This is a genomic window from Xanthomonas graminis pv. graminis, assembly GCF_030168915.1.
Taxonomy (GTDB): Bacteria; Pseudomonadota; Gammaproteobacteria; order Xanthomonadales; family Xanthomonadaceae; genus Xanthomonas_A; species Xanthomonas_A translucens.
Window position 1 is genome coordinate 4,175,587 of sequence record NZ_CP076255.1, and the last position, 22,897, is coordinate 4,198,483.

The window sequence follows — 22,897 nt, forward strand, 5'->3', positions numbered from 1 at the left end:
CTTCCCGCTAGATCAAGGGTTGCTGGGAGAGCGCGGTATCCCGGCCGGCGCCGCGTCCAGCGCGCCGATCAGCAAACGCACGATCGGCGTGCCGAGACCGGTCGTGTAGTTGTACTTGCCGCTGATCGGCACGCCGTTGCCGACCACGCCGTTGTTGCCCGGGATATCGCGATGGAACGCCTGCGGGTTACTGGCCGCCAGCCGATACAGATACTCATTGAGATTGCCCTGGCGCCCCTGCTTCTCCACCAGCAGCGCGGCCACGCTCGCGAACTCGGGCGCCGCGACGCTGGTGCCGATCGCCGAATGGAACTCGCCCTTGTACACCACCGACACCGAACTGGCGAAAGGCGCCCTGCCTTGCCCGCACGGCTGTTTTGCCTCCTTCTCGGGGCAACCGCCGACCAGCATGCCGACATCAGGCAATGCACGCATCGACATGGCGGTCCCCCCCAGCGCACGCAACTGATAGGCCGGCCGCTGGATCAAGGTGCTCACCCCGCCGCCGGCCCCGAAGTAGCCACCGGCCAATTGTCCGCCTAAGCCGTAGTAGTCCATGGTCACCAGCGGATCGGCATAGGCGCTCTCGGACCGGTAGCTGGAATCCAGCGATCCCTTTTGGTAGTTGGTGGACAGATTGGTGCCGCCGACCGCGGTCACATTCGCATCCATCGCCGGAAACTGGACGCCGGCGACGAAGTTGCCGTCCTCGCCTTGCGCATAGTGCGTATCCGCACAGCCGAGGCCGGCGTTGTCGCCGCTCCCGGCGATGAAGGTGATGCCTTGCGCGTTGCCCTGCTTGAAGATCACATCCAGCGCGCTGAAGAACGAGGTGAAATCCTCGCCGCCGTTGTAGGCCTTGGTGTGGTACAGCTCGCAGCCGCCGAACGAGGAACTGACCACGTCGGCCTCGTTGTCCTGCACGATCTGCCCGTAGCCTGCGACGATCGATGCATCGGTCAGGTCGGGGATCACATACAGCAGCACGTGCGCGCCCGGCGCGCCGGCCAGCGCCATCTCCACGTCCAGCGCCGCTTCGCCTCCCACGGCCTCGTTGATCCCCGGCTTGGCACCCGCCACGTAGCGGCGGGCGTACAGTTTCGGGTTGACGTGACCGGCGCCATAGCGGCTGAAATTTTCTTTATTGAACAGCGCGTCAACGTCCGAATCCAGCACGTCGCTGGCAATCAGGACCGCGATCGTGGTGCCGGTCCCGTCCAGGCGGCGCTGCTGGCCGGGCGGGCCGATCATCGTCTGGTAGGACGGATAGCCGTAGGCCTGCTTGAGATCGTTGTACGTATAGGCGCCGTTGGGTCCCCTGCGGTTGTCCGGATCGACCGGCAGCAGGTGCGAATTCACCTGGTAGGGCAGCAATCCACCGGTCAGGCCGGTGACCACGGCGCCACTGTCGCGCAATGCCGCCGGCAGCTGCAGCGCACCGGCCACGGCGAGCCTGGCGTTGGCGCCTTCGTGCAGATCCACCGCCAACGGCGCGGAGAACAGCCGCTCGACATTGTCGGCGCTGGCGCTCACGTGCAGGGTCGCGCCCTGCTGGGTGACCGCCATGTGCGCGGCCTGCAACGCCGAGCGCACGCGTTCGACCTGGGCAGGCAGCGGCGCGAAGCGGCGCTCGAACTCGGCGCGCGACAGCCAATGGTGGTACTGCGGCGACACCGGATCCTGGATGTCCGCCAGCAAGGCATCCAGGCCGGCCTGGTCGCGCAACGGCAGGTGCACGTTGAAGGTGACGGGTGCGGTGCGCAACGTGGCGGACATGGCGGCGAGCGTGGCGTCCTGTGCGGCATGGGCATTGCCGAACATGAGCGCGCACCCTGACAACACGGCGGCCAGCAACGGCTGGCGGCGACTACGATCGATCATGCATCTCTCTCCGTTGGTGGAACGACAAGGCGCCGCCTGCAAGTCATTGCAGGCGGCGTCACATGGGAACAAAAATGCGCAGCGTCACGCGTGCAAAGCCAGATCATGAGATGGGTCGCCATCATTCACGATGCCACGCATCGAAAACTTTGACGCTGTAGCGCATTTTCGATCCTGCAAAAAATGCATCGGCAATGTTTCTTGGGCACCGTCGAAATCCATGTGCACTTGCGAAAAAAGCGGCGGCGATGCGAATTTTTTCAGCGGGAAACGGCGACGTTCAAATATTCATCCGTCAATCATCCCACTTTCTGTTTTGCGGCCGTTTATTTTCATGGAAGCCGCGCCCCTGCAGCGCTGGACCGCATCAGGCGCACCGTTGCCGGCCTGGCAAATGTGTCGCCTGTGTCTGTGCTGCATGACAACCGCAACATGGGTGACGCGATCCTGCAACCTGGCTGTCGCATCTTCGCCCGACCTCCTTTAGCGAATTTTTCATGCATGCCTACCCATCACTTGCTGAGCGCCGCGATCCTGGCCACGTTGTTGTCGCCGCTGGCGGCGCACGCGGCAGACGCCCCGGCCGACAGCACGACCGGCGACGCCCGCCAACTCGACACGGTCTCGGTGATCGGACAGGGCGAGACCCGCCAGGTGCAGCGCATCGCCCGCCAGGACGTGGCGGTGCTGCCGCCGGGCACCAGCATCCAGAAACTGCTCAACCGCATTCCCGGCGTCAACGTGCAGTCCAACGACGCGTTCGGCGCCAACGAGGAATCGCAGACGGTGAGCCTGCGCGGCTTCAACGGCACGCGCCTGGGCTATACGCTCGACGGCCTGCCGCTGGGCGACAACGCCTACGGCAACTACAACGGGCTGAACATCAGCCGCGCGCTGATCGCCGAGAACTTCGGCGGCGTGGAACTGGCCTCGGGCATCGGCAGCCTGGGCACCGCCTCCACCAGCAACCTCGGCGGCACCGTGCAGTACTTCTCGGACGATCCGTCCACCGAAACCGGCGTGCGCCTGTCGCAGACGGTCGGCTCGGACCAGAACCGCCGCACCTACCTGCGCCTGGACACCGGCGAGCACAACGGCTTCTCGGCGTACCTGTCCGGTATCTACGCCAGCGCCGACATGTGGGCCGACCCGAAGTCGCCGACCAGCACCGCGCAGTTCAACGGCAAGGGCGTGTACCAGTTCGAAGGCGGCAAGATCACCGCCTTCGTCGATACCTCGCGCACCTCGCAGGCCGACTACGCCTACCTGTCCAAGAGCGGCCTGCACCGCGGCCTGGGCTGGGACTGGAACCTGTACGCGCCGGACTGGCAGCGCGCGCTGGCGGCCGCCTACTGCGCGCCGGCCACCCGCAATGCCAGCCGCTGCGCCTATAGCGGCGGCGTGGACAACACCGACGACGCGTACTACCAGAGCCGCGCGCTGCGCAACGACGACCTGTACTACCTCGCCGGCGACTTCCAGCCGTCGGATGCGGTGAGCGTGCACACCCAGGTCTATCACCACGAGAACGAAGGCCAGGGCCACTGGTGGTCGCCGGGCCAGGCGTCCAATCCGGGCACGCCGCAGGCGCTGCCGATCTCGATCCGCAGCACCAACTACACCATCAACCGCACCGGCGGCATCGCCTCGCTGGGCTGGGACCTGGGCCCGCACCACCTGGAAGCCGGCGTGTGGTACGAGCGCAACAAGCACCACGTGGAGCGCAACTTCTACTGGATCGACGGCCCGATCGACGACGACCTGTTCCTCAGCGGCCCGGACCGCCGGCTGTTCTCGCAGGACTACACGATCACCACCAAGCAGGCTTATGTGCAGGGCACCTTCAAGCTGCTCGACGAGCGCCTGACCCTGGACGTGGGCGCGAAGAGCCCGCACACCACGATGACTGCGCGCGAGACGCCGGGGATCGCGGTGGAATCGCCGGTGGCCAACGGCACGCTGAAGGCAAGCGAGGCGCTGCTGCCGCAGGCCGGCGTGCGCTATCGCCTGGCCGAAGGGCAGGAAGTGTTCGCCTCCTATGCCGAGAACATCGCCGCGTTCCAGGGCGGCGGCGCCGGCGGCCCGCTGCTGGTCACCCAGGCCTCGTTCGATGCCAGCGTCGGCGCGCTGGAGCCGGAGAAGTCGAAGACCTTCGAAGCCGGCTACCGCCTGGTGCGCGACCAGTTCGAAGCCTCGCTGGTCGGCTATGACGTCACCTTCGACAACCGCCTGCTCTCGCTCAATCCCTGCGCGAGCATCCAGCAGGGCACCACGCCGGCGTGCACCACGCGCTTCTTCAACGTCGGCTCGGTCAGCAGCCGCGGCGGCGAGCTGACCGTCATCTGGAAGCCGATCGCGCACCTGCAGTGGTACAACTCGGCGTCGATCAACCGCTCCACCTACGACGACAACTACGTGCAGAACGGCGTGACCATTCCCACCGCCGGCAAGTACACGGTGGACACGCCCAAGCGCATGTTCACCAGCGAGATCAGCTGGACCTACAACGGCTGGAACGCGAACCTGCGCGGCAAGTACACCGGCCAGCGCTACTACACCTACACCAACGACCAGGGCTTCGGCGGCTACACCGCATTCGACGCCGGCACCGGTTACGACTTCGGCGCGGTATCGTTCCTGCAGGACCTGAAGCTGTCGCTCAACGTGACCAACCTCACCGACAAGCGCTACGCCTCCAACCTCTCCGCGTTCGGCAACAGCGATCCGAACGGGCGTTCGCTGGCGTTCCATGCCAGCGCGCCGCGGCAGGTGTTCCTGACCCTGGACGCACGCTTCTGAACGCGCGCATCCTGGCCCGACGCCGCTGCGGAGCGCATGCGATGATGAACCCCCTGGTCTGGGTGCTGGGATGTTCGATGGCGCTGTCGTCGCTGACCGCCGCGGCCGAGGCCGCGGCACCGGGTACGCGCAAGCCGCTGGTGATCGGTCACCGCGGCGCCAGCGCGCTGCGCCCCGAGCACACGCTGGCGTCGTATGCCAAGGCCATCGCCGACGGCGCCGATTTCATCGAGCCGGATCTGGTCTCGACCAAGGACGGCGCGCTGCTGGCGCGCCACGAGAACGAGATCGGCGCCACCACCGATGTCGCCGCGCACCCGGAGTTCGCCGCGCGCAAGACGGTCAAGCAGATCGATGGGCAGCGCGTGGAAGGCTGGTTCACCGAAGACTTCACTCTGGCCGAGCTGAAGACGCTGCGCGCGCGCGAGCGCCTGCCGCAACTGCGCAGCACCGCCTTCGACGGCCAGTTCCAGTTGCTCACCTTCGACGAGATCATCGATTTCGCCGCGGCCGAGTCGGCCACGCGCGGGCGCCCGATCGGGCTGATCCCGGAGATCAAGCACGGCACCTATTTCCAGTCGCTGGGCCTGGCGATGGAAGACAAGGTGCTGGCCACGCTGGACGCGCATGCGTACACGCGCAGCGCACCGGTGATCGTGCAGTCGTTCGAGATCGGCAACCTGCAGTCCCTGCACCGCAAGCTCGGCAAGGACCATCCGAACGTGCGCCTGGTGCAGTTGCTGGGCGACCCCAAGGACCGCCCGGGCGACCAGCTGCGCGATGGCCCGACCTATGCGCAGATGGGCAGCGCGCAGGGCCTGCGCGCGATTGCCAAGTACGCGCAACTGGTCAGCCCCAACCTGCGCACCATCATCCCGGTCGATGCCGACGGCGCGCTGGCCGCGCCCACCGCCTTCATCGCCGATGCGCATGCGGCCGGGCTGCAGGTGGTGCCGTATACGTTCCGCCCGGAGAACTACTTCCTGCCCAAGCAACTGCAGGACGCGCACGGCCCGGCCGCGGTGAATGCGGCCGGCAGCATCGCCGAGATGCGCGCGTTCATTGCCGCGGGCGTGGATGCCTTCTTCACCGACGCCCCGGCGCTGGGCCGCGCGGCGGTGGATGGGACGGCGCCGCCGCGCGCGCTGAGGGTATTCCCTCGGCGACTTGCCCGCTGTAGGAGCGGCTTCAGCCGCGACCGGATCTTCCTGGTGAAGCCCGGTCGCGGCTGAAGCCGCTCCTACAGGCAGCAACGGCGTCGCGGCCAGCGTGCCCTGCTGCTGGCCGCAGCGCCGCCGCATCGCGATAATGCGCCGCCTCGCCTGCCGCGCAACCGCCCAATGCCGCCGCTCTCCTCGCCATCGCCCGCGTTCGCCGCGCTGACCCCGCGCGCCCTGCTGCTGGCGGTGCTGGCGATGGGCGCGGTGGTGCTGCTGTCGAACGTGCTGGTGCAGTTCCCGATCAACGACTGGCTGACCTGGGGCGCCTTCAGCTATCCAGTGGCGTTCCTGGTCAGCAACCTGATCAATCGCCGCTTCGGCCCGCGCGCGGCGCGGCGCGTGGCCTGGTGCGGCTTCGCGCTGGCGGTGCTGCTGTCGATCTGGATCGCCACCCCGCGCATCGCCGCCGCTTCGTGCCTGGCGTTCATCGCCGCGCAGCTGCTGGACATCGCGGTGTTCGACCGCCTGCGCCACGGCCGCTGGTGGCGCGCGCCGATCGTCGCCACCACCTGCAGCGCGACGCTGGACACGACGCTCTTCTGGTCGGTCGCCTTCGCCGGTTCGGCGCTCCCATGGATCAGTTGGGCCGCAGGCGACCTGGCGGTGAAACTGGGCATCGGCGTGTTCCTGCTGGCACCGTTCCGCGCACTGCTGTGGCGGACCGCCCCGTCGGCCGCCGACGATGCATCGGCCACGCGCGCGCCGCAGCGTTAGGGCGAACCGCGATCCGCTTGGCGGCCGCCATGGAATCAGGCCCCCGGCGTTTGCGCAACGTCCCGGCCTGGCAAGGCGCAGCCACGCAAACGCCAATGGACCGACCCGGCGGTACTCGCCGCGCCAGGCCGACTTCGGCAACATCGTCGCCGAGCCAGTACGACGGATCGAACAACGCTGCTACGTGCGGTCGCGCACGTGACTCGGACCCAATACACGCCTCGAATTCTTCCCCGCGACGCATCGACGGCGCCACGACCCGGACGCGAATCGGCCACCTCACAAATGAAAGGAAGCCAAGACAGATGACACCGAACTATAGGCGCATGCTCCGCGATCCACCGCTGCTTCCGCTATTGCTCGCCTCGCTTTTGAATGCGCTTTGCGCAGACGTGCTTTGGCAGAAAATTGCGGCCGCATGCGACCTTGGCGCCGGCTGGCCGGAACTACTGCAAGGACTCTGTGGCTTTCTTCTGCTTGTGCTCATGCTCATCAGGGCGCTTTGGCTCGAAAAGCGAGTCAACCCCAGATGACGGGCACGCTCCATGCTTGCCCCAGGGGCGTGCCATCCACTTCCGGGCAGGCCGGGCGGGATCCGGCGGGCCGTCGGCGGGCCAGCCGCGCTATCGTCCGCTGCGCCCCGGCTCGAACGCCAGCTCCTTGGCCTGCGCCGCGGCGGTGATCGCCGCGCGCGCGCGCGCGATCGCGTCGGTGCCAGTGGTCAGCCGCGGGCGCCGGTCCAGCGTGCAGGCCAGGCCGGCGTCGACCAGCGTCGCGTGCGCGTCGCGCAACGCGGCGGCCGTTGGCGCATCGAACCAGGTGGCCGCCAATGCGTCGATCAGCGCCGGCGTAGCGCGCGGCACGCTCAGCGCGGGATGCTGCGCGGCGCCGAGCAGCACCCCCGCCTGCAGCAGGAATTCCAGATCGACCAGGCCGCCGGCGCCCTGCTTCAGGTCGAAGCGCGTCGCATCGCTGCGGTCCAGTTCGGCGCGCATGCGGGCGCGCATCTTCAACACTTCCTCGCGCAGCTGCGCCGCGTCGCGCGGGCGCGCCAGGGTCTGCGCGCGCACCTGCTCGAAGCGCTGCAGCAGCGCGGCATCGCCGGCCACGCCGCGCGCGCGCACCAGCGCCTGGTGTTCCCAGGTCCAGGCGCGTTCGCGCTGGTAGTCGCCATAGCTGGCCAGCGACGACACCAGCGCACCCTTGCCGCCGTCCGGGCGCAAGCGCACGTCGATGTCGTACAGGCGGCCGCCGCCGGTGACCGCGCCGAGCAACGCGATCACCTTCTGCGCCAGCCGCGCGAACCAGCGCCCGCTCTCCAGCGGCCGCGCCCCGTCCGAAGCCTCCACGCCGGCGGCATGGTCGTACAGGAACACCAGGTCCAGGTCCGAGCCGATGCCCAGTTCGATGCCGCCGAGGCTGCCGTAGCCGATGATCGCGAAGCTGCCGCCAGGCACCTCGCCATGCGCGGCGGCCAGCTCGCTGCGGGCCAGGCGCAGCACGCTCAGCACCACGCCTTCGGCCAGTTCCGCCAGCTGGCGGCCGCTGTGCACCGCCGGCTGGCGCCGGTCCAGCGCGGCCAGGGCGATGCGGAAGCTCAGCGCCTGGCGCGCTTCGTTGAGGCCGCGCAGGGCGGCTTCCGGATCGTCCCCGGCGGCGGCGGCCGCGCTGTCGCACAGCCGCTGCAGCCCCGCCCGATCCGGCATCGGCCCGGCGACGCGGCTGTCGAGCAGTTCGTCGAGCAGCAACGGATGCGCCACCAGCCGTTCGGACAGGAACGCGCTGCGCGCCAGCACATCGACCAGCCGCGCCAGCGCGCTGGGCTGTTCGTCGAGCAAGGCCAGATAACTGGCGCGGCGCAGGATCGCCTGCAGCAGGCCGAGCACGCGGTGCAACGCGGCATCGGCCTGCGGCGCGCGCGCGGCGGCGTGCAACAGCGCCGGCAGCACCCGGTCCAGGCGCGCGCGCGCCGCGTCCGACAGGGTGCGCACGCCCAGCGACTGCACGAAGCCGCGCAGCGCCTGGTCGGCGCCGTCGGCATCGGCGAAGCCGGCCGCGACCAGCGCCTGCGCGCCGGCCTGCTGCGGCAGGCCGCGCCAGTAACTGGCCAGCGCATCCGGCGCCACCGTCTGCAGGCGCGGCGCCAGCAACTCGGCGAATTCGGCGGCGACGCGGTCGCGCTGCGCCTGTAACGCGGCGTACAACTGCGCCCAATCCGCGTAGCCCAGGCCGAACGCGATGCGCGCGCGGTCCAGCGCGTCTTCCGGCAGCGCGTGGGTCTGCGCATCGCGCAGCATCTGCAGGCGGTTCTCGACCCGGCGCAGGAAGCGATAGGCCTGCGCCAGCGCCGCACCGTCCGCGGCCGCGACCTGGCCGCCGGCGACCAGCGCCTGCAACGCGGGCAGCAAGCGGCGCTCGCGCAGCGCCGGTTCGCGGCCAGCGCGGATCAGTTGCAGCGACTGCACCAGGAATTCGATCTCGCGGATTCCGCCGGGGCCGCGCTTGATGTCGTCGAGACGATCGTGGCGCGCGACTTCGGCGGTGATCGCCGCCTTCATCTCGCGCAGCCCATCGAGCGCGGTGAAGTCGAGGTAGCGCCGGTACACGAACGGGCGCAGCGTCTGCAGCCAGTCCTCGCCGGCAGCAATGTCGCCGGCCACCGCGCGCGCCTTCAGCCATGCATAGCGCTCCCAGTCGCGGCCCTCGCGCTGGAAGTAGTGGTCCATCGCGGCGAACGACAACGCCACACGCCCGGCGCTGCCGAACGGACGCAGGCGCAGATCCACCCGGTGCGAGAAGCCGTCGGCGGTGGTCTCGTCCAGCAGCCGCGCCAGGCGCTGGCCGAGGCGCGCGAAATATTCCTCGGCGGCGAGCGCGCGCGCGCCGTCGGATTCGCCGCCCTGCGGATACGCGTAGACCAGATCCACGTCCGAGGAAAAGTTCAGTTCGCCGCCGCCGAGCTTGCCCAGGCCGAACACCACCAGGCGCTGCACGCTGCCGTCGGCGCCGCGGACCACGCCGTGGCGGGTGGCGAATTCGCCTTCCAGCGCCTGCAGCGCGATGCCCAGGCAGGTCTCGGCCAACTGCGTGCTGCCGGCCAGGGTCGCATCGACGTCGTCCAGACCCAGCACGTCGCGCCACACCAGCCGCGCCGAGGCGGCGGCGCGATAGCGGCGCAACTGCGCCGGCCACGCCGCCGGCTGCGCCGGATCCAGCTGCGGCACCGGCAACGGCGGCGGGTCGGGCTGCGCCAGGTGCGCGAGCAGCGTCGGTTGCCGGCACAGGGTGTCGAGCAGGAAATCGCTGGCGAGCAGCGCGCGGTGCAGCGGCGCGTCGAACCCCGGCGCGGCGGGCCATGGCGGCGCGGCCAGGCTCTGCCGCAAGCGTGTCAGGCTGCGTTCGAGCAAGGGCTGCAGGGCGTCGGGAACAATCGAGGACGGGGTTGGCATTGGCCGATTCTGGCATCCCGGCCTGTCCGCAGACAGCGGCGCGCGATCATGGCAGCGGCGGCGAAAGCGGTTTGCGTTCTCCGGGAAAGCGCGGGACGCCGCCTGACCGCAGCAACCACGGCGTGGCAGAATCGACGATCGCCAGGCAAAAAAAAGCCCGCTTGCAGCGAACTGCCAGCGGGCCTTGCTCCCTCCCCCACGTCGGGATGCAGGTTGATCTTGGGCGCTTTTTTTACGCATTGCACGCTGCACTGCAAAATGAAACCGGACGGTACATTCTGCTGCGCCGCAGTGTGCGCAGGGGTCTCGTCTTCACCCGCTGCGCGATGCCGACGCGCCCGCGTCGAGCGACGTGCCATCGTCGCAGCATCCATGCCGCCGGTGACCGAGCGATCGGTCGCGGCTGAAGCCGCGCCTACAACGCGCACGCTGGTGCGATGCGGCGGCTCAGGGCGCCGACGCCGCCGGTGCAGGCGCGGGCGGCGGTTCCGGCAACCACGCCGGCTGCCGCTCGTACCACTCGCGCGCGTTGAGCAGATGCCATTGCCGCTGTTCGCCGCGCAGCGCCACGCCGACACCGAGCACGCCCCAGCGCGCATACAGATCGCCCTGGGTGCCGGCATCGCCGACGCGCAGGCGCGCGCGCAGCGAGACGCGCTGGTTTTCCGCATGCAGGCGGTCCAGCCACAGTGCGTCCTTGCTCCATCGCAACTGACCACGCGCATCCAATTGCCCGGCATCGACCAGCTTGAGCAGCCAGGCCGGCGCATCGCTGCGCTGCGCGAACACCGCCAGCACCGGGCCGGCATCGCGCATCTGCATCTGCACCTGCGCATCGGCCTGCGTGGCCGGCGCCGCCGCGATGCGCCCCTGCGGCACGCGCAGCGTGGCCCACCAGTCGCGCTGTTTGGCTCCGTCGCCGTAGCGCACGCCCTGCAGGCGCAGCGTGCTGCCGCTGAGGTCGAAACGCTTGTCGTGCAGTTCCGCACGCCGCAGCCGCGCGTCGAGATCGAGGTCGCCGGCCAGCGCCAATCCGGCCACCTGTAGCCGCGCCTGGCGGCCACGCACGCGCACATTGCCTTCGCCCACCTGCCCGGCCGCATCCAGGTGCAGGTCGCCGCTGAGCGATCCGCTGCCGCCGAGCACGCGCACTTGCGATGCCGGCAGGTAGCGGTTGTAGGCGCGCAGGTCCGGCACGCGCGCGTCGTCGAAACGCATGCGCGCCTGCAACGATTCCTTCAGCGTCGCCAACGCGCCGTCGCCCTGCAGATCCAGGCGCAGGTTCTCGCCCTGCACGAAGATCGCCTTGGGGTCGGCCAGCGGCGCCAGCGCGAAGCTGTGCATGCGCACAGCGACCTCGGTGCGCGGCTGCGCGGCAGTGCCGACGATGCGTCCGGCGGCCTGCGCCTTGCCGCGGATGCGCACCCGCAGCACATCGGCCGTGGCCTGCACCTCGGGCACGTCGAGGCGGCTGCCCGGCTGCAGCGTGCCGTGCGCCAGGCGCAGATCGGCCGATACATCGCCGCCGCCGTCGAGCCGGAACCACGGCTTGCGCACCAGCAGGTCGCTGATCCAGTTCAGCGATTCGAAATGCCAGCGCCCCTGCAGCGTGCCGGACAGCCGCGGCAGCAGCGCGCCTGGGCCATCGAAAGGCAGCGTACGTCCGCCGATGCGCAGGTCGGCGTTGAGCATGCTGCGCGGATCGACCTGCCCCGGCAGGCGCGCGCGCAGCCGGATATCGCGATCGACGTCGAGCAGCAGCGCCAGCACGCCGCGATCGGTGGCGCCGACGCCGGCGTGCAGCGGCACGCGCCAGTTGAGCTTGCTGCCCGGCTGCAGTTCGCCGCGCAGCATGCGCAGGTTGGCGTCGATGTGGCCGAGCCCGGGTTCGGTGCTCAGCTGCGTATTCGCCCCGGCGGTGTCGATGCGCAGCGCCACGCTGCGCCCGTGCAGCTGCAGCGCCAGGTCGGCGATGCCGAGCTTGCGCAGGCCCGGCGCCTGCGCGCGGTAGTGGCGCGGAAACGAGAAGCGCGCGTCCACATGCGCCTGGTCGGCGATCTGGCGCTTGCCGTAGCGCACGCTGGCGTCGTCGAACACGATCTGCGACGGGAACAGTTCCGCCGGCCCGCCCTTGAGTTGTTTGAGGAAGCCCACCGTGCCGTGGCCCTTGCCTTCGATCGCCAGGTCGCCGAAGCGCGCGCGGCGCAGCGTGCCGCTGTGGATCGCGTCGAAGCGCAGGGTCCAGCCCTGGTCGCTTTGCGGTGGCGGCGGGATGGTGTCGGCGACACGGTCGATCGCGCCGATCACGTTCACCGCCTCCATCCACGGCAGGCGCACTTCGCGGTGCAGCAGCGGCAGCACCGCGATGCGCGCGCTGGCGCGATCGGCGCGCAAGGTCCACACATTGCGCTGCACGTGGCCGCGCATGCGTAAGTCCCACGCCGTGACCAAGCCCGGCAGCACGGTCAGCGCCGGCCCCGTGTGCATGCGGAATTTTTCCGGCGTGCGGTTGGTCGCCAGGTCGAACAGCGGCGTGTTGAGAAACACGTTGCCCAGCAGCAGGTACAGCAGATAGGCGATCAGCAGCCCGCGCAGCAGCAAACGCCACGCACGCGGCCAGCGCCGGTAGCGGTGGAGTGCGGCGTTCGGCGAGAGGCGGGCAAAGGGCGGCACCGTGGCACTATCGCCGCGCCGTGGCGTGGGCCGCGTGAAAGCCGTGCCGCCACTGCAGCAGCGGCGCACACCCGTGCCCGGCGCGATCCGCGATAATCGTGGTCTCCCCTTCCCGCCACGGTCGCCGCATGTCCGCCGAACGCATCCTCCACCCGCGCCTGCGCGAGCGCATCGTCAGCGCCGATGCCGCCGCCGCACTGATCCAACCGGGCGAGACGGTGGCGATGAGCGGCTTCACCGGTTCCGGTTATCCCAAGGCGGTGCCGATCGCGCTGGCGCAGCGGATCGAGGCCGCGCACCTGCAGGGCCAGGCGTTCAAGATCCGGCTGATGACCGGCGCCTCCACCGCACCGGAACTGGACGGGGCGCTGGCCAAGGCCGAGGGCATCGCCCTGCGCATGCCGTTCCAGACCGATCCGGACGCGCGCCAGCGGATCAACGCCGGCACCCTGGACTACATCGACATCCATCTCAGCCACGTCGCCCAGCACGTGTGGTTCGGCTTCTACGGTGAGATCGACACCGCGGTGGTGGAAGTGGCCGGCATCCGCCAGGACGGCAGCCTGATTCCGTCCACCTCGATCGGCAACAACAAGACCTGGCTGGACCTGGCCAGAAAGGTGATCGTGGAGGTCAACGACTGGCAACCGGCCGGCATCGACGGCATGCACGACGTGTACTACGGCACCGCGCTGCCGCCGCAGCGCAAGCCGATCCCGCTGCTGCACGCCGACGACCGCATCGGCGAGCCGTCGCTGCGCTGCGATCCGGACAAGATCGTGGCGGTGGTGCGCACCCATGGCCCGGACCGCAACAGCCCGTTCACCCCGGCCGACGCCAGCAGCGAGCGCATCGCCGCGCACCTGATCGACTTCCTCAAGCACGAGGTCGGCAAGGGCCGGCTGCCGGCCAACCTGCTGCCGTTGCAATCAGGCGTGGGCAATATCCCCAACGCGGTGCTGGCCGGCCTGGCCAGCAGCGGCTTTCGCGACCTGAGCGCCTTCACCGAAGTGATCCAGGACGGCATGCTCGACCTGCTGCGCAGCGGCGTGTTGAAGGTGGCCTCGTGCACGGGGTTTGCGCTGAGTCCGGAGGCGAACGAGGAATTCAAGCGCAACATCGCGTTCTATCGCCAGCGCATCATCCTGCGCACGCAGGAGATCTCCAATCATCCGGAACTGGTGCGGCGGCTGGGCTGCATTGCGATGAACGGCATGATCGAGGCCGACCTGTACGGCAACGTCAATTCCACCCACGTGATGGGCAGCCGCATCATGAACGGCATCGGCGGTTCCGGCGACTTCGCCCGCAACAGTTTCCTGTCGATCTTCCTCAGCCCGAGCACCGCCAAGCACGGCAGCATCTCGGCGATCGTGCCGATGGTCAGCCACGTGGACCACACCGAGCACGACGTCTACATCATCGTCACCGAACACGGCCTGGCCGACCTGCGCGGCCTGCCGCCGCGGCACCGCGCGCGGCAGCTGATCGACCACTGCGTGGACCCGAGCTACCGCGCGCAGCTGGAAGACTATTTCGACCGCGCGCTGCACGACAGCTACGGCAAGCACACCCCGCACCTGCTGCCCGAGGCGCTGTTCTGGCATCAGCGCTGGCTGGAGACCGGAAGCATGCACGCGGCGGGTTGATCCATCCAGCGCGCAGCGCCAGCACCGCGGCTCCCGCGCTTTTTTGTAGGAGCGGCTTCAGCCGCGACAAGCGAAGCCAGGCCCGCGGCCGTTTCGCTGATCGGTCGCGGCTGAAGCCGCTCCTACAGTGCACCCGGCAAGCTCACCGCCAGCCCCCTGTAGGAGCGGCTTCAGCCGCGACGAGCGGAGCCGCGATGCTGGCAGGCTTCGGATGCGGTCGGCGCCAAAGCCTGCACCGTCCCGCTATGCATCGATGGGCGAGGACACCAGGTCAGGCTCGCGAAGAAACGCCAGCTTGCGCGCGCGCGGCAATTGCTTGAGCGCCCATTCGGCGCGCGAGGCGGCGGCGCGGTCCGGGTAGGCGCGACTGGCCAGCAGCCGCAGCGGCGGGTTGGCACGGGTGTACTTGGCGCCGGTGCCGCGCAGATGCGCCTGGTAGCGCGCCTCGATGTCGAGGGTGATGCCCGCGTAGTAGCTGCCGTTGCGGCATTCGAGCAGGTACAGGAACCAGGGCGGGGCGTCGGCCATGCACGCATTATCGGCCGGCGCGTGATTTGCGCCAGCCTGTGCCGCGCCACAGAGGTCTGCGCCCGGAAAACCGATGCGGCAGCGCCGCCGCGCTGAACCGTCGCGCAACCGGCTTTAACGCAACCCGAACAGCTTGCCAGTCACTGCCAAACGCCGGCACACCGCAGCCACGGCACGGGCGCATATACCTCCTCACCGGCCGGATACCGTCGATGAAGCGGCTCTCTCCCGTTGGATTCGACGGCACGGCCGGGTTTTTTTTGGGCGACACGCAATGGGCGCTCAGCTCGCTGCGCATGCGCGCTCTGCCACGCTCAGGCCGCGTGCGACAACCGCGCCTGGCGCCGCGCACGCACCGCTTGCGCCAGGCGCTCCAGCACCTGCACCGAACTGTCCCAATCGATGCAGCCGTCGGTGATGCTCTGCCCATAGACCAGCGGCTGGCCGCAGAGCAGTTCCTGGCGGCCGCCGACCAGGTGGCTCTCCACCATCGCGCCGACGATGCGGGTCTGCCCGGCTTCCAGTTGCGCGGCGATGTCCTCGATCACCTTCGGCTGGTTGTCCGGATTCTTGCCGCTGTTGGCATGGCTGGCATCGACCATCAGCCGTGCCGGCAACCCGGCCTTCTCCAGCACCTGGCCGGCAGCGGCGACGCTGGCCGCGTCGTAGTTGGGCAGCTTGCCGCCGCGCAGGATCACGTGGCAATCGGGGTTGCCGGTGGTGGTGGCGACCGCGGTCTGCCCGTCCTTGGTCACCGCCAGGAAATGGTGCGGATGCGAGGCCGCGCCAACCGCATCGACCGCGATCTTGACGTCGCCGCTGGTGCCGTTCTTGAACCCGACCGGGCACGACAGGCCCGAAGCCAGCTCGCGGTGCACCTGGCTTTCGGTGGTGCGCGCGCCGATCGCGCCCCAGGCCACCAGGTCGGCGATGTACTGCGGCGAGATGATGTCGAGGAATTCCACGCCGGCCGGCAGGCCGAGGCGGTTGATGTCGCGCAGCAGGCCGCGCGCCAGGCGCAGGCCCTTGTTGATGTCGAAGCTGCCGTCGAGATTGGGATCGTTGATCAGGCCCTTCCAGCCGACCGTGGTGCGCGGCTTCTCGAAGTACACCCGCATCACGATCTCCAGCGCATCGCCGTAGCTGTCGCGCAGCGGGCGCAGGCGCTGCGCGTACTCCATCGCCGCCACCGGGTCGTGGATCGAGCACGGGCCGATCACCACCGCCAGGCGGTCGTCGCGGCCGTGCAGGATGGCGTGCAGCGCCGCGCGCGAGGCGGCGACGGTCTGCGAGGCCTGCTCGTCGCAGGGCAGCAGCGACAGCAGCTGGGCGGGCGGGGTCAGCGGTTCGATCTTGCGGATGCGCAGATCGTCGGTATGCGGGGCCATGGGGAATCTCTCGGTCGGGTTCTGGGTGGGGGCCAGGTCCGGCGGCATGAAAAAAGCCGCCAGGTTCGCTGGCGGCTTTCGGGATGCGGCTGAAGTTTCCTTCAGGGTGAACGCACTCCTTCCTCCGCCAGCGGCATCGGAAAACCGTAGTACCAAAAATAAAAGCGGCGGTTGGCGTTCATGGGACGCATTGATAGCACAGGATTTTTGCGAGTGCCACAGTTGCTGGTGCAACTTTGGCGTCGGGACTCGGGACTCGGGACTCGGGACTCGCAAAGCAGGTTAGCGCGCGCAGGTCGGCTCTCGGCTCTTCCGGGTCCCGGGTCCCGGGTCCCGGGTCCCGACTCAAAGCCACCTCGCGCCCGATCGCGTCGTGTGCGTGCCCCCGCACACGCATAAAAAAAGCCCCGCATCGCTGCGGGGCTCCTTTTCACTGCGGACTGCAGGTCGGCTTGCGCCGGTGCGGATCAGAAATCCATGCCGCCCATGCCGCCCATGCCGCCGCCCATGCCGCCAGCGCCGCCGGCCGGCTCGTCCTTCTTCGGCGCGTCGGCCACCATCGCTTCGGTGGTGATCATCAGGCCGGCGATCGACGCGGCGTTCTGCAGCGCCGAACGGGTCACCTTGGTCGGATCCAGGATGCCGAACGCGACCATGTCGCCGAACTCGCCGTTGGCGGCGTTGTAGCCGAAGTTGCCGGTGCCTTCCTTGACCCGGTTCAGGATCACCGACGGCTCTTCACCGGCGTTGGTGACGATCTCGCGCAGCGGCGCTTCCATCGCGCGCAGCGCGATCTGGATACCGTGGGTCTGATCTTCGTTAGCGCCCTTCAGATCGCCGATCGCGGTCAGCGCGCGCACCAGGGCCACACCGCCGCCCGGGACCACGCCTTCTTCCACGGCCGCACGGGTCGCGTGCAGGGCGTCTTCGACGCGCGCCTTCTTTTCCTTCATCTCGATCTCGGTCGAAGCACCGACCTTGATCACCGCCACGCCACCGGCCAGCTTGGCCACGCGCTCCTGCAGCTTCTCGCGGTCGTAGTCCGAAGAAGTCTCTTCGATCTGCGCCTTGATCTGCTTGATGCGCGACTCGATCGCCGAGCTGTCGCCCGCGCCGTCGATGATGGTGGTGTTCTCCTTGGAGACCTGCACCTTCTTGGCGCGGCCCAGGTCCTTGATGGTCGCCTTCTCCAGCGCCAGGCCCACTTCCTCGGAGATCACGGTGCCGCCGGTCAGGGTGGCCATGTCTTCCAGCATCGCCTTGCGACGATCGCCGAAGCCCGGCGCCTTGACCGCCACGACCTTGACGATGCCGCGGATGGTGTTGACCACCAGGGTCGCCAGCGCTTCGCCTTCCACTTCCTCAGCCACGATCAGCAGCGGCTTGCCCGACTTGGCCACGCCTTCCAGCACCGGCAGCAGGTCGCGCACGTTGGAGATCTTCTTGTCGTGCAGCAGGATGTACGGGTCGTCCAGGTCGGCCGACTGGCTCTGCTGGTTGTTGATGAAGTACGGCGACAGGTAGCCGCGGTCGAACTGCATGCCCTCGACCACGTCCAGCTCGTTGTCCAGGCCCGAGCCTTCTTCAACGGTGATGACGCCTTCCTTGCCGACCTTCTTCATCGCGTCGGCGATGATTTGACCGATCGACTCGTCGGAGTTGGCCGAGATGGTGCCGACCTGGGCGATCGCCTTGTCGTCGGCGGTGGGCTTGCTGATCTTCTTCAGCTCGACCACGGCGGCCTTGACCGCCTGGTCGATGCCGCGCTTGAGGTCCATCGGGTTCATGCCGGCGGCGACCGCCTTGGAACCTTCGCGGATCAGCGCCTGCGCCAGCACGGTGGCGGTGGTGGTGCCGTCGCCGGCGTTGTCGGAGGTCTTGGACGCGACTTCCTTCACCATCTGCGCGCCCATGTTCTCGAACTTGTCGGCCAGTTCGATTTCCTTGGCGACGGAGACGCCGTCCTTGGTGATGGTCGGCGCGCCGAAGCTCTTCTCGAGCACGACGTTGCGGCCCTTCGGGCCCAGGGTGGCCTTGACGGCATTGGCGAGAATGTTGACGCCGCGCACCATGCGCGAACGAGCGTCTTCACCGAAACGGATATCTTTGGCAGCCATGTGTGTAACTCCGGAATGCGTGATTGGGGATTAGGGATTGGCCAAGAGCGGGATTCGGGGGAGATCCGGGATCGCGCCGCGGCGAGCGCAGCGCGAATCGCGAACCCCCACTCCCGATCCCGCGATCGGCGGCGTTTTAGCCGACGATCGCGAGGATGTCGTCTTCGCGCAGCACCTTGTACTCGACGCCTTCGGCCTTGTAGCTGGAGCCGGCGTACTGGCCGTAGATGACCTTGTCGCCGACCTTGACCGCCGGGGCGCGGACGCTGCCGTTGTCCAGCGGCTTGCCGCTGCCGATGGCCACGATCTCGCCCTTGGTGGACTTTTCCTTGGCCGAATCCGGGATCACGATGCCGCCGGCGGAAATTTCGTCGGCTTCGATCGGCTTGACTACGACGCGGTCGTGAAGCGGCTTGATGCTCATGAGAGAGACCCTTTTAAGTGATTGATTGGTCTAGGAAAGGCTGGCGATGTTAGCACTCGCACGTGACGACTGCCAGCAACGCTCGCGAAAAAACCCGGTACGCCGGGATGCGCAAGATGTGGTGCTGGCCGGCGCTCTTTCAAGGGCTGGCGGCAAAAAAATTTCGTTTCCGCGGCCGGCCCGGCCGCGGAACTGCTTCCCGAATTCCGCAACGCTGCCAGAGTGGCAGGCCAGGCTCGCAGACCCGGGGCGGGGAAGAGTTGTCGATGACGCGATCCGCCATTGCCCTACCTCTCGCCTGTCTGCTGGCCCTGGCCGGCCACGTCCAGGCCGCCGTGTTCATCAACGCATTGCACTACGAAGATGCCACCGCCGCCGGCGATAGCGGCGAGGGCGTGGAGATCGTCGCCACCGCCGGCGAGAGCCTGAGCGGCTACAAGGTCTACCTGTACAACGGCAGCAACCCCGGCAGCGCCGCCGTCTACGCCAGCACCGCGGTGCCGGCCGGTAGCCTGGTCAACTGCGGCGGACAGGTGCGCATCGCCACCGTCGGCTATCCGCAGGCGCTCGCACCGCATTGAAGGCTCGGCGGCGGATGGCCGCCGGGCCGCTGCGGCCGTGCGCAGCCTCCAGGCCGCCGGGCATTTCCCGCGGCGGATCGGTTCGCCGCCGCACGGCCCGGCAGCAGGCCCGGCCACGCGCTCGCGGCCATCGCGCACCGGCCCGCAACCAGGCACCCGCAGACCTGTACTCATGTCCGAACCAGGCCCGGCAAAGCCCTGCCGGCGTCCCTATACTGTCGGCCGCATGTCTTCGCCCCCACTCCGTTTACTGTTCAGCACCTGCCCCGATCCGGCCAGCGCCGCGCGGATTGCCCGGGTCTTGGTCGAAGAACGGTTGGCCGCGTGCGTGAGCCGCCTGCCCGGCGTGCACGCCACCTATCGCTGGCAGGACGCCGTGGAGCAGGCCGAGGAAGTGCTGCTGCTGATCAAGACCGCCACCGACCGCATCCCCGCGCTGCAACAGCGGCTGTGCGAACTGCACCCCTACGACGTTCCCGAACTGATCGAGGTCGAGGTGGCCGGCGGCCTGCCCGCCTACCTGCAGTGGGTGTACGCCGAAACCCGTGAGGAACCGTAAGCCGATGACCGTGTTTCACCGTATCGCCGCCCTGTGCCTGCTGGCCCTGGCCGCCTTTCCCGCCCTGGCGGTCGACGAAAAGGATCTGCTGCCGGTCGATCAGGCCTTCGTGCTCACCGCACGGGCGCCCGAGCGCGGCCGCATCGAGCTGCACTGGAAGATCGCCGACGGCTACTACCTATACCGGCACCGGATCGCAGTGCGGGTGCTGAGCGGCTTCAAGCCCAACCCGACCCTGCAGCTGCCGGCCGGGCACAAGAAGACCGACCCGTACTTCGGCGAGGTGGAAACCTATCGCGGCGAGTTGAACGCGGTACAGAGCGGCGTCGCCGATCCCGCCACGACCAGCTTGCAGGTGGAGGTGCGCTACCAGGGCTGCGCCGACGCCGGCGTGTGCTATCCGCCGCAGAAGCGCGTGCTCAAGGTGGCGCTGCCGGCGGCCGAGGCCGGCGCGGCGACGGCCGCCTCCTCGCCGCTGCCGGGCAGCGCGCCGGGCGCGGCCGGCCCCGCCGCCAAGCCGTTGTTCGGCGGCGGCGCCGTGCAAGGCCTGCCGCTGCCGTCGGACCAGGCGTTCGGCTTCGAAGCCATCGTCGGCGACGGCAACACCCTGCTGCTGCGCTTCACCCCGGCGCCGGGCTACTACCTGTATCGCGACCGCACCGCGCTGGCGCTGGAAGGCGCGGCCGGCATCCGCACCGGCCTGCCGCGCTGGCCGCAGGGCCGCTCGCACCAGGACGAGCACTTCGGCAACGTGGTGGTGTATTTCGACCAGACCGAGGTCAGCGTGCCGCTGCAGCGCCAGCGCGCCGATGCCGCCGAAGCGACCCTGGTCGCCACCTTCCAGGGCTGCCAGACCGACGGCATCTGCTATCCGCCGATGACCCGGCGGGTGAAGCTGTCGCTGCCCAAGGGCAAACTCAGCCCCGCCGACCAGGCCGAGGTGGCGCCGTTGCTGGTCACGCCGCTGAACAGCAGCCAGGCCGACGCCAACGTCGCGGCAGCCGACACGGCGGCGCCGGCGACCGCGCCCGACGCGACGAGCGCGCCCGATGCCTCGGCGCACAACGCCGCGCGCAGCACCGCGCCGGTGGCGGAACCGCAAAGCCTGCTGTGGATGCTGCTGCTGGCGCTGGGCGGCGGCCTGGTGCTGAACCTGCTGCCGTGCGTGCTGCCGATCCTGTCGCTGAAGGTGCTGGGCGTGGCGCAGAGCGGCGAGAGCCGCAGCCGCGCGCGCAGCCATGCGCTGTGGTACACGCTGGGCGTGCTGGTGTCCTTCGCCGTGGTCGGCGGCATCGCCGTCGCCGCGCGCCTGCTGTGGGGCTTCCAGCTGCAGCGCCCGGGCTTCGTCGCGGTGCTGGTGTACCTGATGTTCGTGGTCGGCCTGAGCCTGTCGGGCGTGTTCACCCTCAGCGCCAATCTCGGCGGGCTGGGCCAGTCGCTGTCCTCGCGCAGCGGCCCGGTCGGCGACTTCTTCACCGGCGTGCTGGCCTGCGTGGTGTCCAGCGCCTGCATCGGCCCGTTCATGGGCCCGGCGCTGGGCTATGCGCTGACCGCGCCGCCGGCGATGGCGATGCTGGTGTTCCTGACCCTGGGCCTGGGCCTGGCGCTGCCGTTCCTGCTGATCGGCTTCGTGCCGTCGCTGGCCAGGCGCCTGCCCAAGCCCGGCGCGTGGATGGAAACGCTCAAGCAGGTGCTGGCGTTCCCGATGTACCTGACCGCGATCTGGCTGCTGTGGGTGCTGGGCAAGCAGCGCGGGGTGGACGCGGTGGCGCTGCTGCTGGTCGGCGCCACCCTGCTGGCGCTGGGCCTGTGGTGGTTCGAGCGCGCACGCTGGCGCGGCCACACCACCGGCATGCGCCTGGCCAGCGTGTTGCTGCTGCTGGCGCTGGTGCCGGCCTGGGGCGTGACCCGGCTGGCGCCGCCCGGTGCCACGGCGGAGCGCAACACGGTGGCGTATTCGCCGCAAATGCTGGACCGGCTGCGCACCGACAACCGCGTGGTGTTCGTCAACATGACCGCCGACTGGTGCGTGACCTGCAAGGCCAACGAGCGCAACGTGTTCAGCAGCGACGCCTTCCGCGACACGCTCAAGCGCGTGGATGCGGTGTACATGAAGGGCGACTGGACCAACGAGGACGAGCGCATCAGCGCCTTCCTCGCCGAACACAAGGCAGTGGGCGTGCCGCTGTACGTGGTCTACGGCCCGGGCGCGCCGCCGACCGTGCTGCCGCCGGTGCTGAGCCAGGCGGTGGTCGAGGACGCGCTGCTGCGCGCCTCGCGATGAAGGCCACGCCGCCGCGTCTGTTCGCGGTGGCAGCGATCGCGGCGGCGCTGGGCCTGCTCGCCGCGCAAGTGTGGTGGCGCACGCCGGCGCACGCCCCGGCCAGCGACAGCGCGACGCCAACAGGCGTCGTCGCGGCCCGCCGCGGCGACCCGGCGCCCGCGCTGCGCCTGCCCACGCTCGACGGCGGCACGCTGACCCTGGCCCAGTTCCGCGGCCGCCCCTTGCTGGTCAACGTCTGGGCCAGTTGGTGCGAACCGTGCGTGCGCGAGATGCCGGAGCTCGATCGGCTGGCGCGCGCGCAGCCTGCCGGCGGACTGCAGGTGCTGGGCATCGCCCTGGACCATCCCGAGGACGTGCGCGCATTCCTGCAGCGGATCCCGATCGCCTACCCGATCGCGCTGGAAACCCCCGGCCCGGCCGACGCCAGCGTGCGCCTGGGCGACACCCAGGGCCTGCTGCCGTACAGCGTGCTGATCGACGCCAACGGTCGCATCGTGCGGCAGAAGCTGGGGCCGTTCGCGCCGGGCGAAGCGGAGCGCTGGGCGCAGTTGCCGTAACCGCTCGTTTGCCCACTCGCCCCTGTAGGAGCGGCTTCAGCCGCGACAGGCATGATCAGTAAAGCCCGGTCGCG

At 69.2% G+C, this 22,897-nt stretch carries 15 protein-coding genes and 1 pseudogene; 9 read left to right on the forward strand and 7 right to left on the reverse strand.

Translation table 11 applies throughout. The features are described 5' to 3' along the window. Positions 1–12 precede the first annotated feature (12 nt). Positions 13–1,881, reverse strand: coding sequence for a S53 family peptidase (locus tag KHF85_RS18150; RefSeq protein WP_284567739.1), 1,869 nt, complete (start codon positions 1,879–1,881; stop codon positions 13–15). Between the two features lie 501 nt (positions 1,882–2,382). Between KHF85_RS18150 and KHF85_RS18155 the strand changes: the two genes are divergently transcribed. The 3 genes from KHF85_RS18155 to KHF85_RS18165 all read left to right on the forward strand — a co-directional run bounded on the left by KHF85_RS18155 (position 2,383) and on the right by KHF85_RS18165 (position 6,614). Next, complete coding sequence (locus tag KHF85_RS18155) at positions 2,383–4,680, forward strand: TonB-dependent receptor (RefSeq protein WP_284567740.1); 2,298 nt, start codon at positions 2,383–2,385, stop codon at positions 4,678–4,680. 41 nt (positions 4,681–4,721) lie between these two features. Next, complete coding sequence (locus KHF85_RS18160) at positions 4,722–5,912, forward strand: glycerophosphodiester phosphodiesterase (protein WP_284567741.1); 1,191 nt, start codon at positions 4,722–4,724, stop codon at positions 5,910–5,912. 108 nt (positions 5,913–6,020) lie between these two features. Next, on the forward strand, positions 6,021–6,614 hold the full coding sequence (locus tag KHF85_RS18165; RefSeq protein WP_284567742.1) for a VUT family protein: 594 nt from the start codon (positions 6,021–6,023) through the stop codon (positions 6,612–6,614). A gap of 623 nt (positions 6,615–7,237) precedes the next feature. On the opposite strand, the gene glnE is transcribed toward KHF85_RS18165, so the two are convergent. After that, entirely contained in the window at positions 7,238–10,063 is a 2,826-nt protein-coding gene (glnE, locus tag KHF85_RS18170) for a bifunctional [glutamate--ammonia ligase]-adenylyl-L-tyrosine phosphorylase/[glutamate--ammonia-ligase] adenylyltransferase (RefSeq protein WP_284567743.1), read from the reverse strand. Between glnE and KHF85_RS18175 the strand changes: the two genes are divergently transcribed. Then, a complete protein-coding gene (locus tag KHF85_RS18175) occupies positions 10,063–10,470 on the forward strand; it encodes a hypothetical protein (RefSeq protein ID WP_284567744.1) in 408 nt (135 codons plus the stop codon). The genes glnE and KHF85_RS18175 overlap by 1 nt on opposite strands. 40 nt (positions 10,471–10,510) lie before the next feature. On the opposite strand, the gene KHF85_RS18180 is transcribed toward KHF85_RS18175, so the two are convergent. Then, on the reverse strand, positions 10,511–12,736 hold the full coding sequence (locus KHF85_RS18180; RefSeq protein ID WP_284567745.1) for an AsmA family protein: 2,226 nt from the start codon (positions 12,734–12,736) through the stop codon (positions 10,511–10,513). A 128-nt stretch (positions 12,737–12,864) separates the two neighbouring features. Here KHF85_RS18180 and KHF85_RS18185 point away from each other — a divergent pair, with 128 nt between their 5' ends. Further along, positions 12,865–14,385: an acetyl-CoA hydrolase/transferase family protein gene (locus tag KHF85_RS18185; protein WP_284567746.1), complete on the forward strand. Its 1,521-nt coding sequence runs from the start codon at positions 12,865–12,867 to the stop codon at positions 14,383–14,385. A gap of 243 nt (positions 14,386–14,628) precedes the next feature. Here the strand turns inward: KHF85_RS18185 and KHF85_RS18190 are convergent, their stop codons facing one another. The 4 genes from KHF85_RS18190 to KHF85_RS18205 form a co-directional block, all read right to left on the reverse strand. After that, positions 14,629–14,913 (reverse strand): GIY-YIG nuclease family protein, encoded by a 285-nt coding sequence (locus tag KHF85_RS18190; protein WP_284567747.1) that lies wholly within the window; start codon positions 14,911–14,913, stop codon positions 14,629–14,631. A 314-nt stretch (positions 14,914–15,227) separates the two neighbouring features. Beyond that, positions 15,228–16,301 (reverse strand): 3-deoxy-7-phosphoheptulonate synthase, encoded by a 1,074-nt coding sequence (locus tag KHF85_RS18195; RefSeq protein ID WP_284567748.1) that lies wholly within the window; start codon positions 16,299–16,301, stop codon positions 15,228–15,230. A 467-nt stretch (positions 16,302–16,768) separates the two neighbouring features. Then, on the reverse strand, positions 16,769–18,418 hold the full coding sequence (gene groL, locus KHF85_RS18200) for a chaperonin GroEL (RefSeq protein WP_009611148.1): 1,650 nt from the start codon (positions 18,416–18,418) through the stop codon (positions 16,769–16,771). Between the two features lie 136 nt (positions 18,419–18,554). Next, positions 18,555–18,842 carry a co-chaperone GroES gene (locus KHF85_RS18205; RefSeq protein ID WP_003470504.1) on the reverse strand — a complete coding sequence of 96 codons (288 nt, stop codon included), beginning with the start codon at positions 18,840–18,842 and terminating at the stop codon, positions 18,555–18,557. 266 nt (positions 18,843–19,108) lie between these two features. Between KHF85_RS18205 and KHF85_RS18210 the strand changes: the two are divergent. The 4 genes and pseudogenes from KHF85_RS18210 to KHF85_RS18225 all read left to right on the forward strand — a co-directional run. Then, positions 19,109–19,399 (forward strand): annotated as a pseudogene (locus KHF85_RS18210) (endonuclease); the annotation flags it as partial. 250 nt (positions 19,400–19,649) lie between these two features. Next, a complete protein-coding gene (cutA, locus tag KHF85_RS18215) occupies positions 19,650–19,982 on the forward strand; it encodes a divalent-cation tolerance protein CutA (protein WP_284567749.1) in 333 nt (110 codons plus the stop codon). Positions 19,983–19,986: 4 nt separating this feature from the next. After that, positions 19,987–22,266 (forward strand): protein-disulfide reductase DsbD family protein, encoded by a 2,280-nt coding sequence (locus KHF85_RS18220; RefSeq protein WP_284567750.1) that lies wholly within the window; start codon positions 19,987–19,989, stop codon positions 22,264–22,266. Next, entirely contained in the window at positions 22,263–22,823 is a 561-nt protein-coding gene (locus tag KHF85_RS18225; RefSeq protein ID WP_284567751.1) for a TlpA family protein disulfide reductase, read from the forward strand. The genes KHF85_RS18220 and KHF85_RS18225 overlap by 4 nt, the downstream gene beginning before the upstream one ends. Positions 22,824–22,897 lie beyond the last annotated feature (74 nt).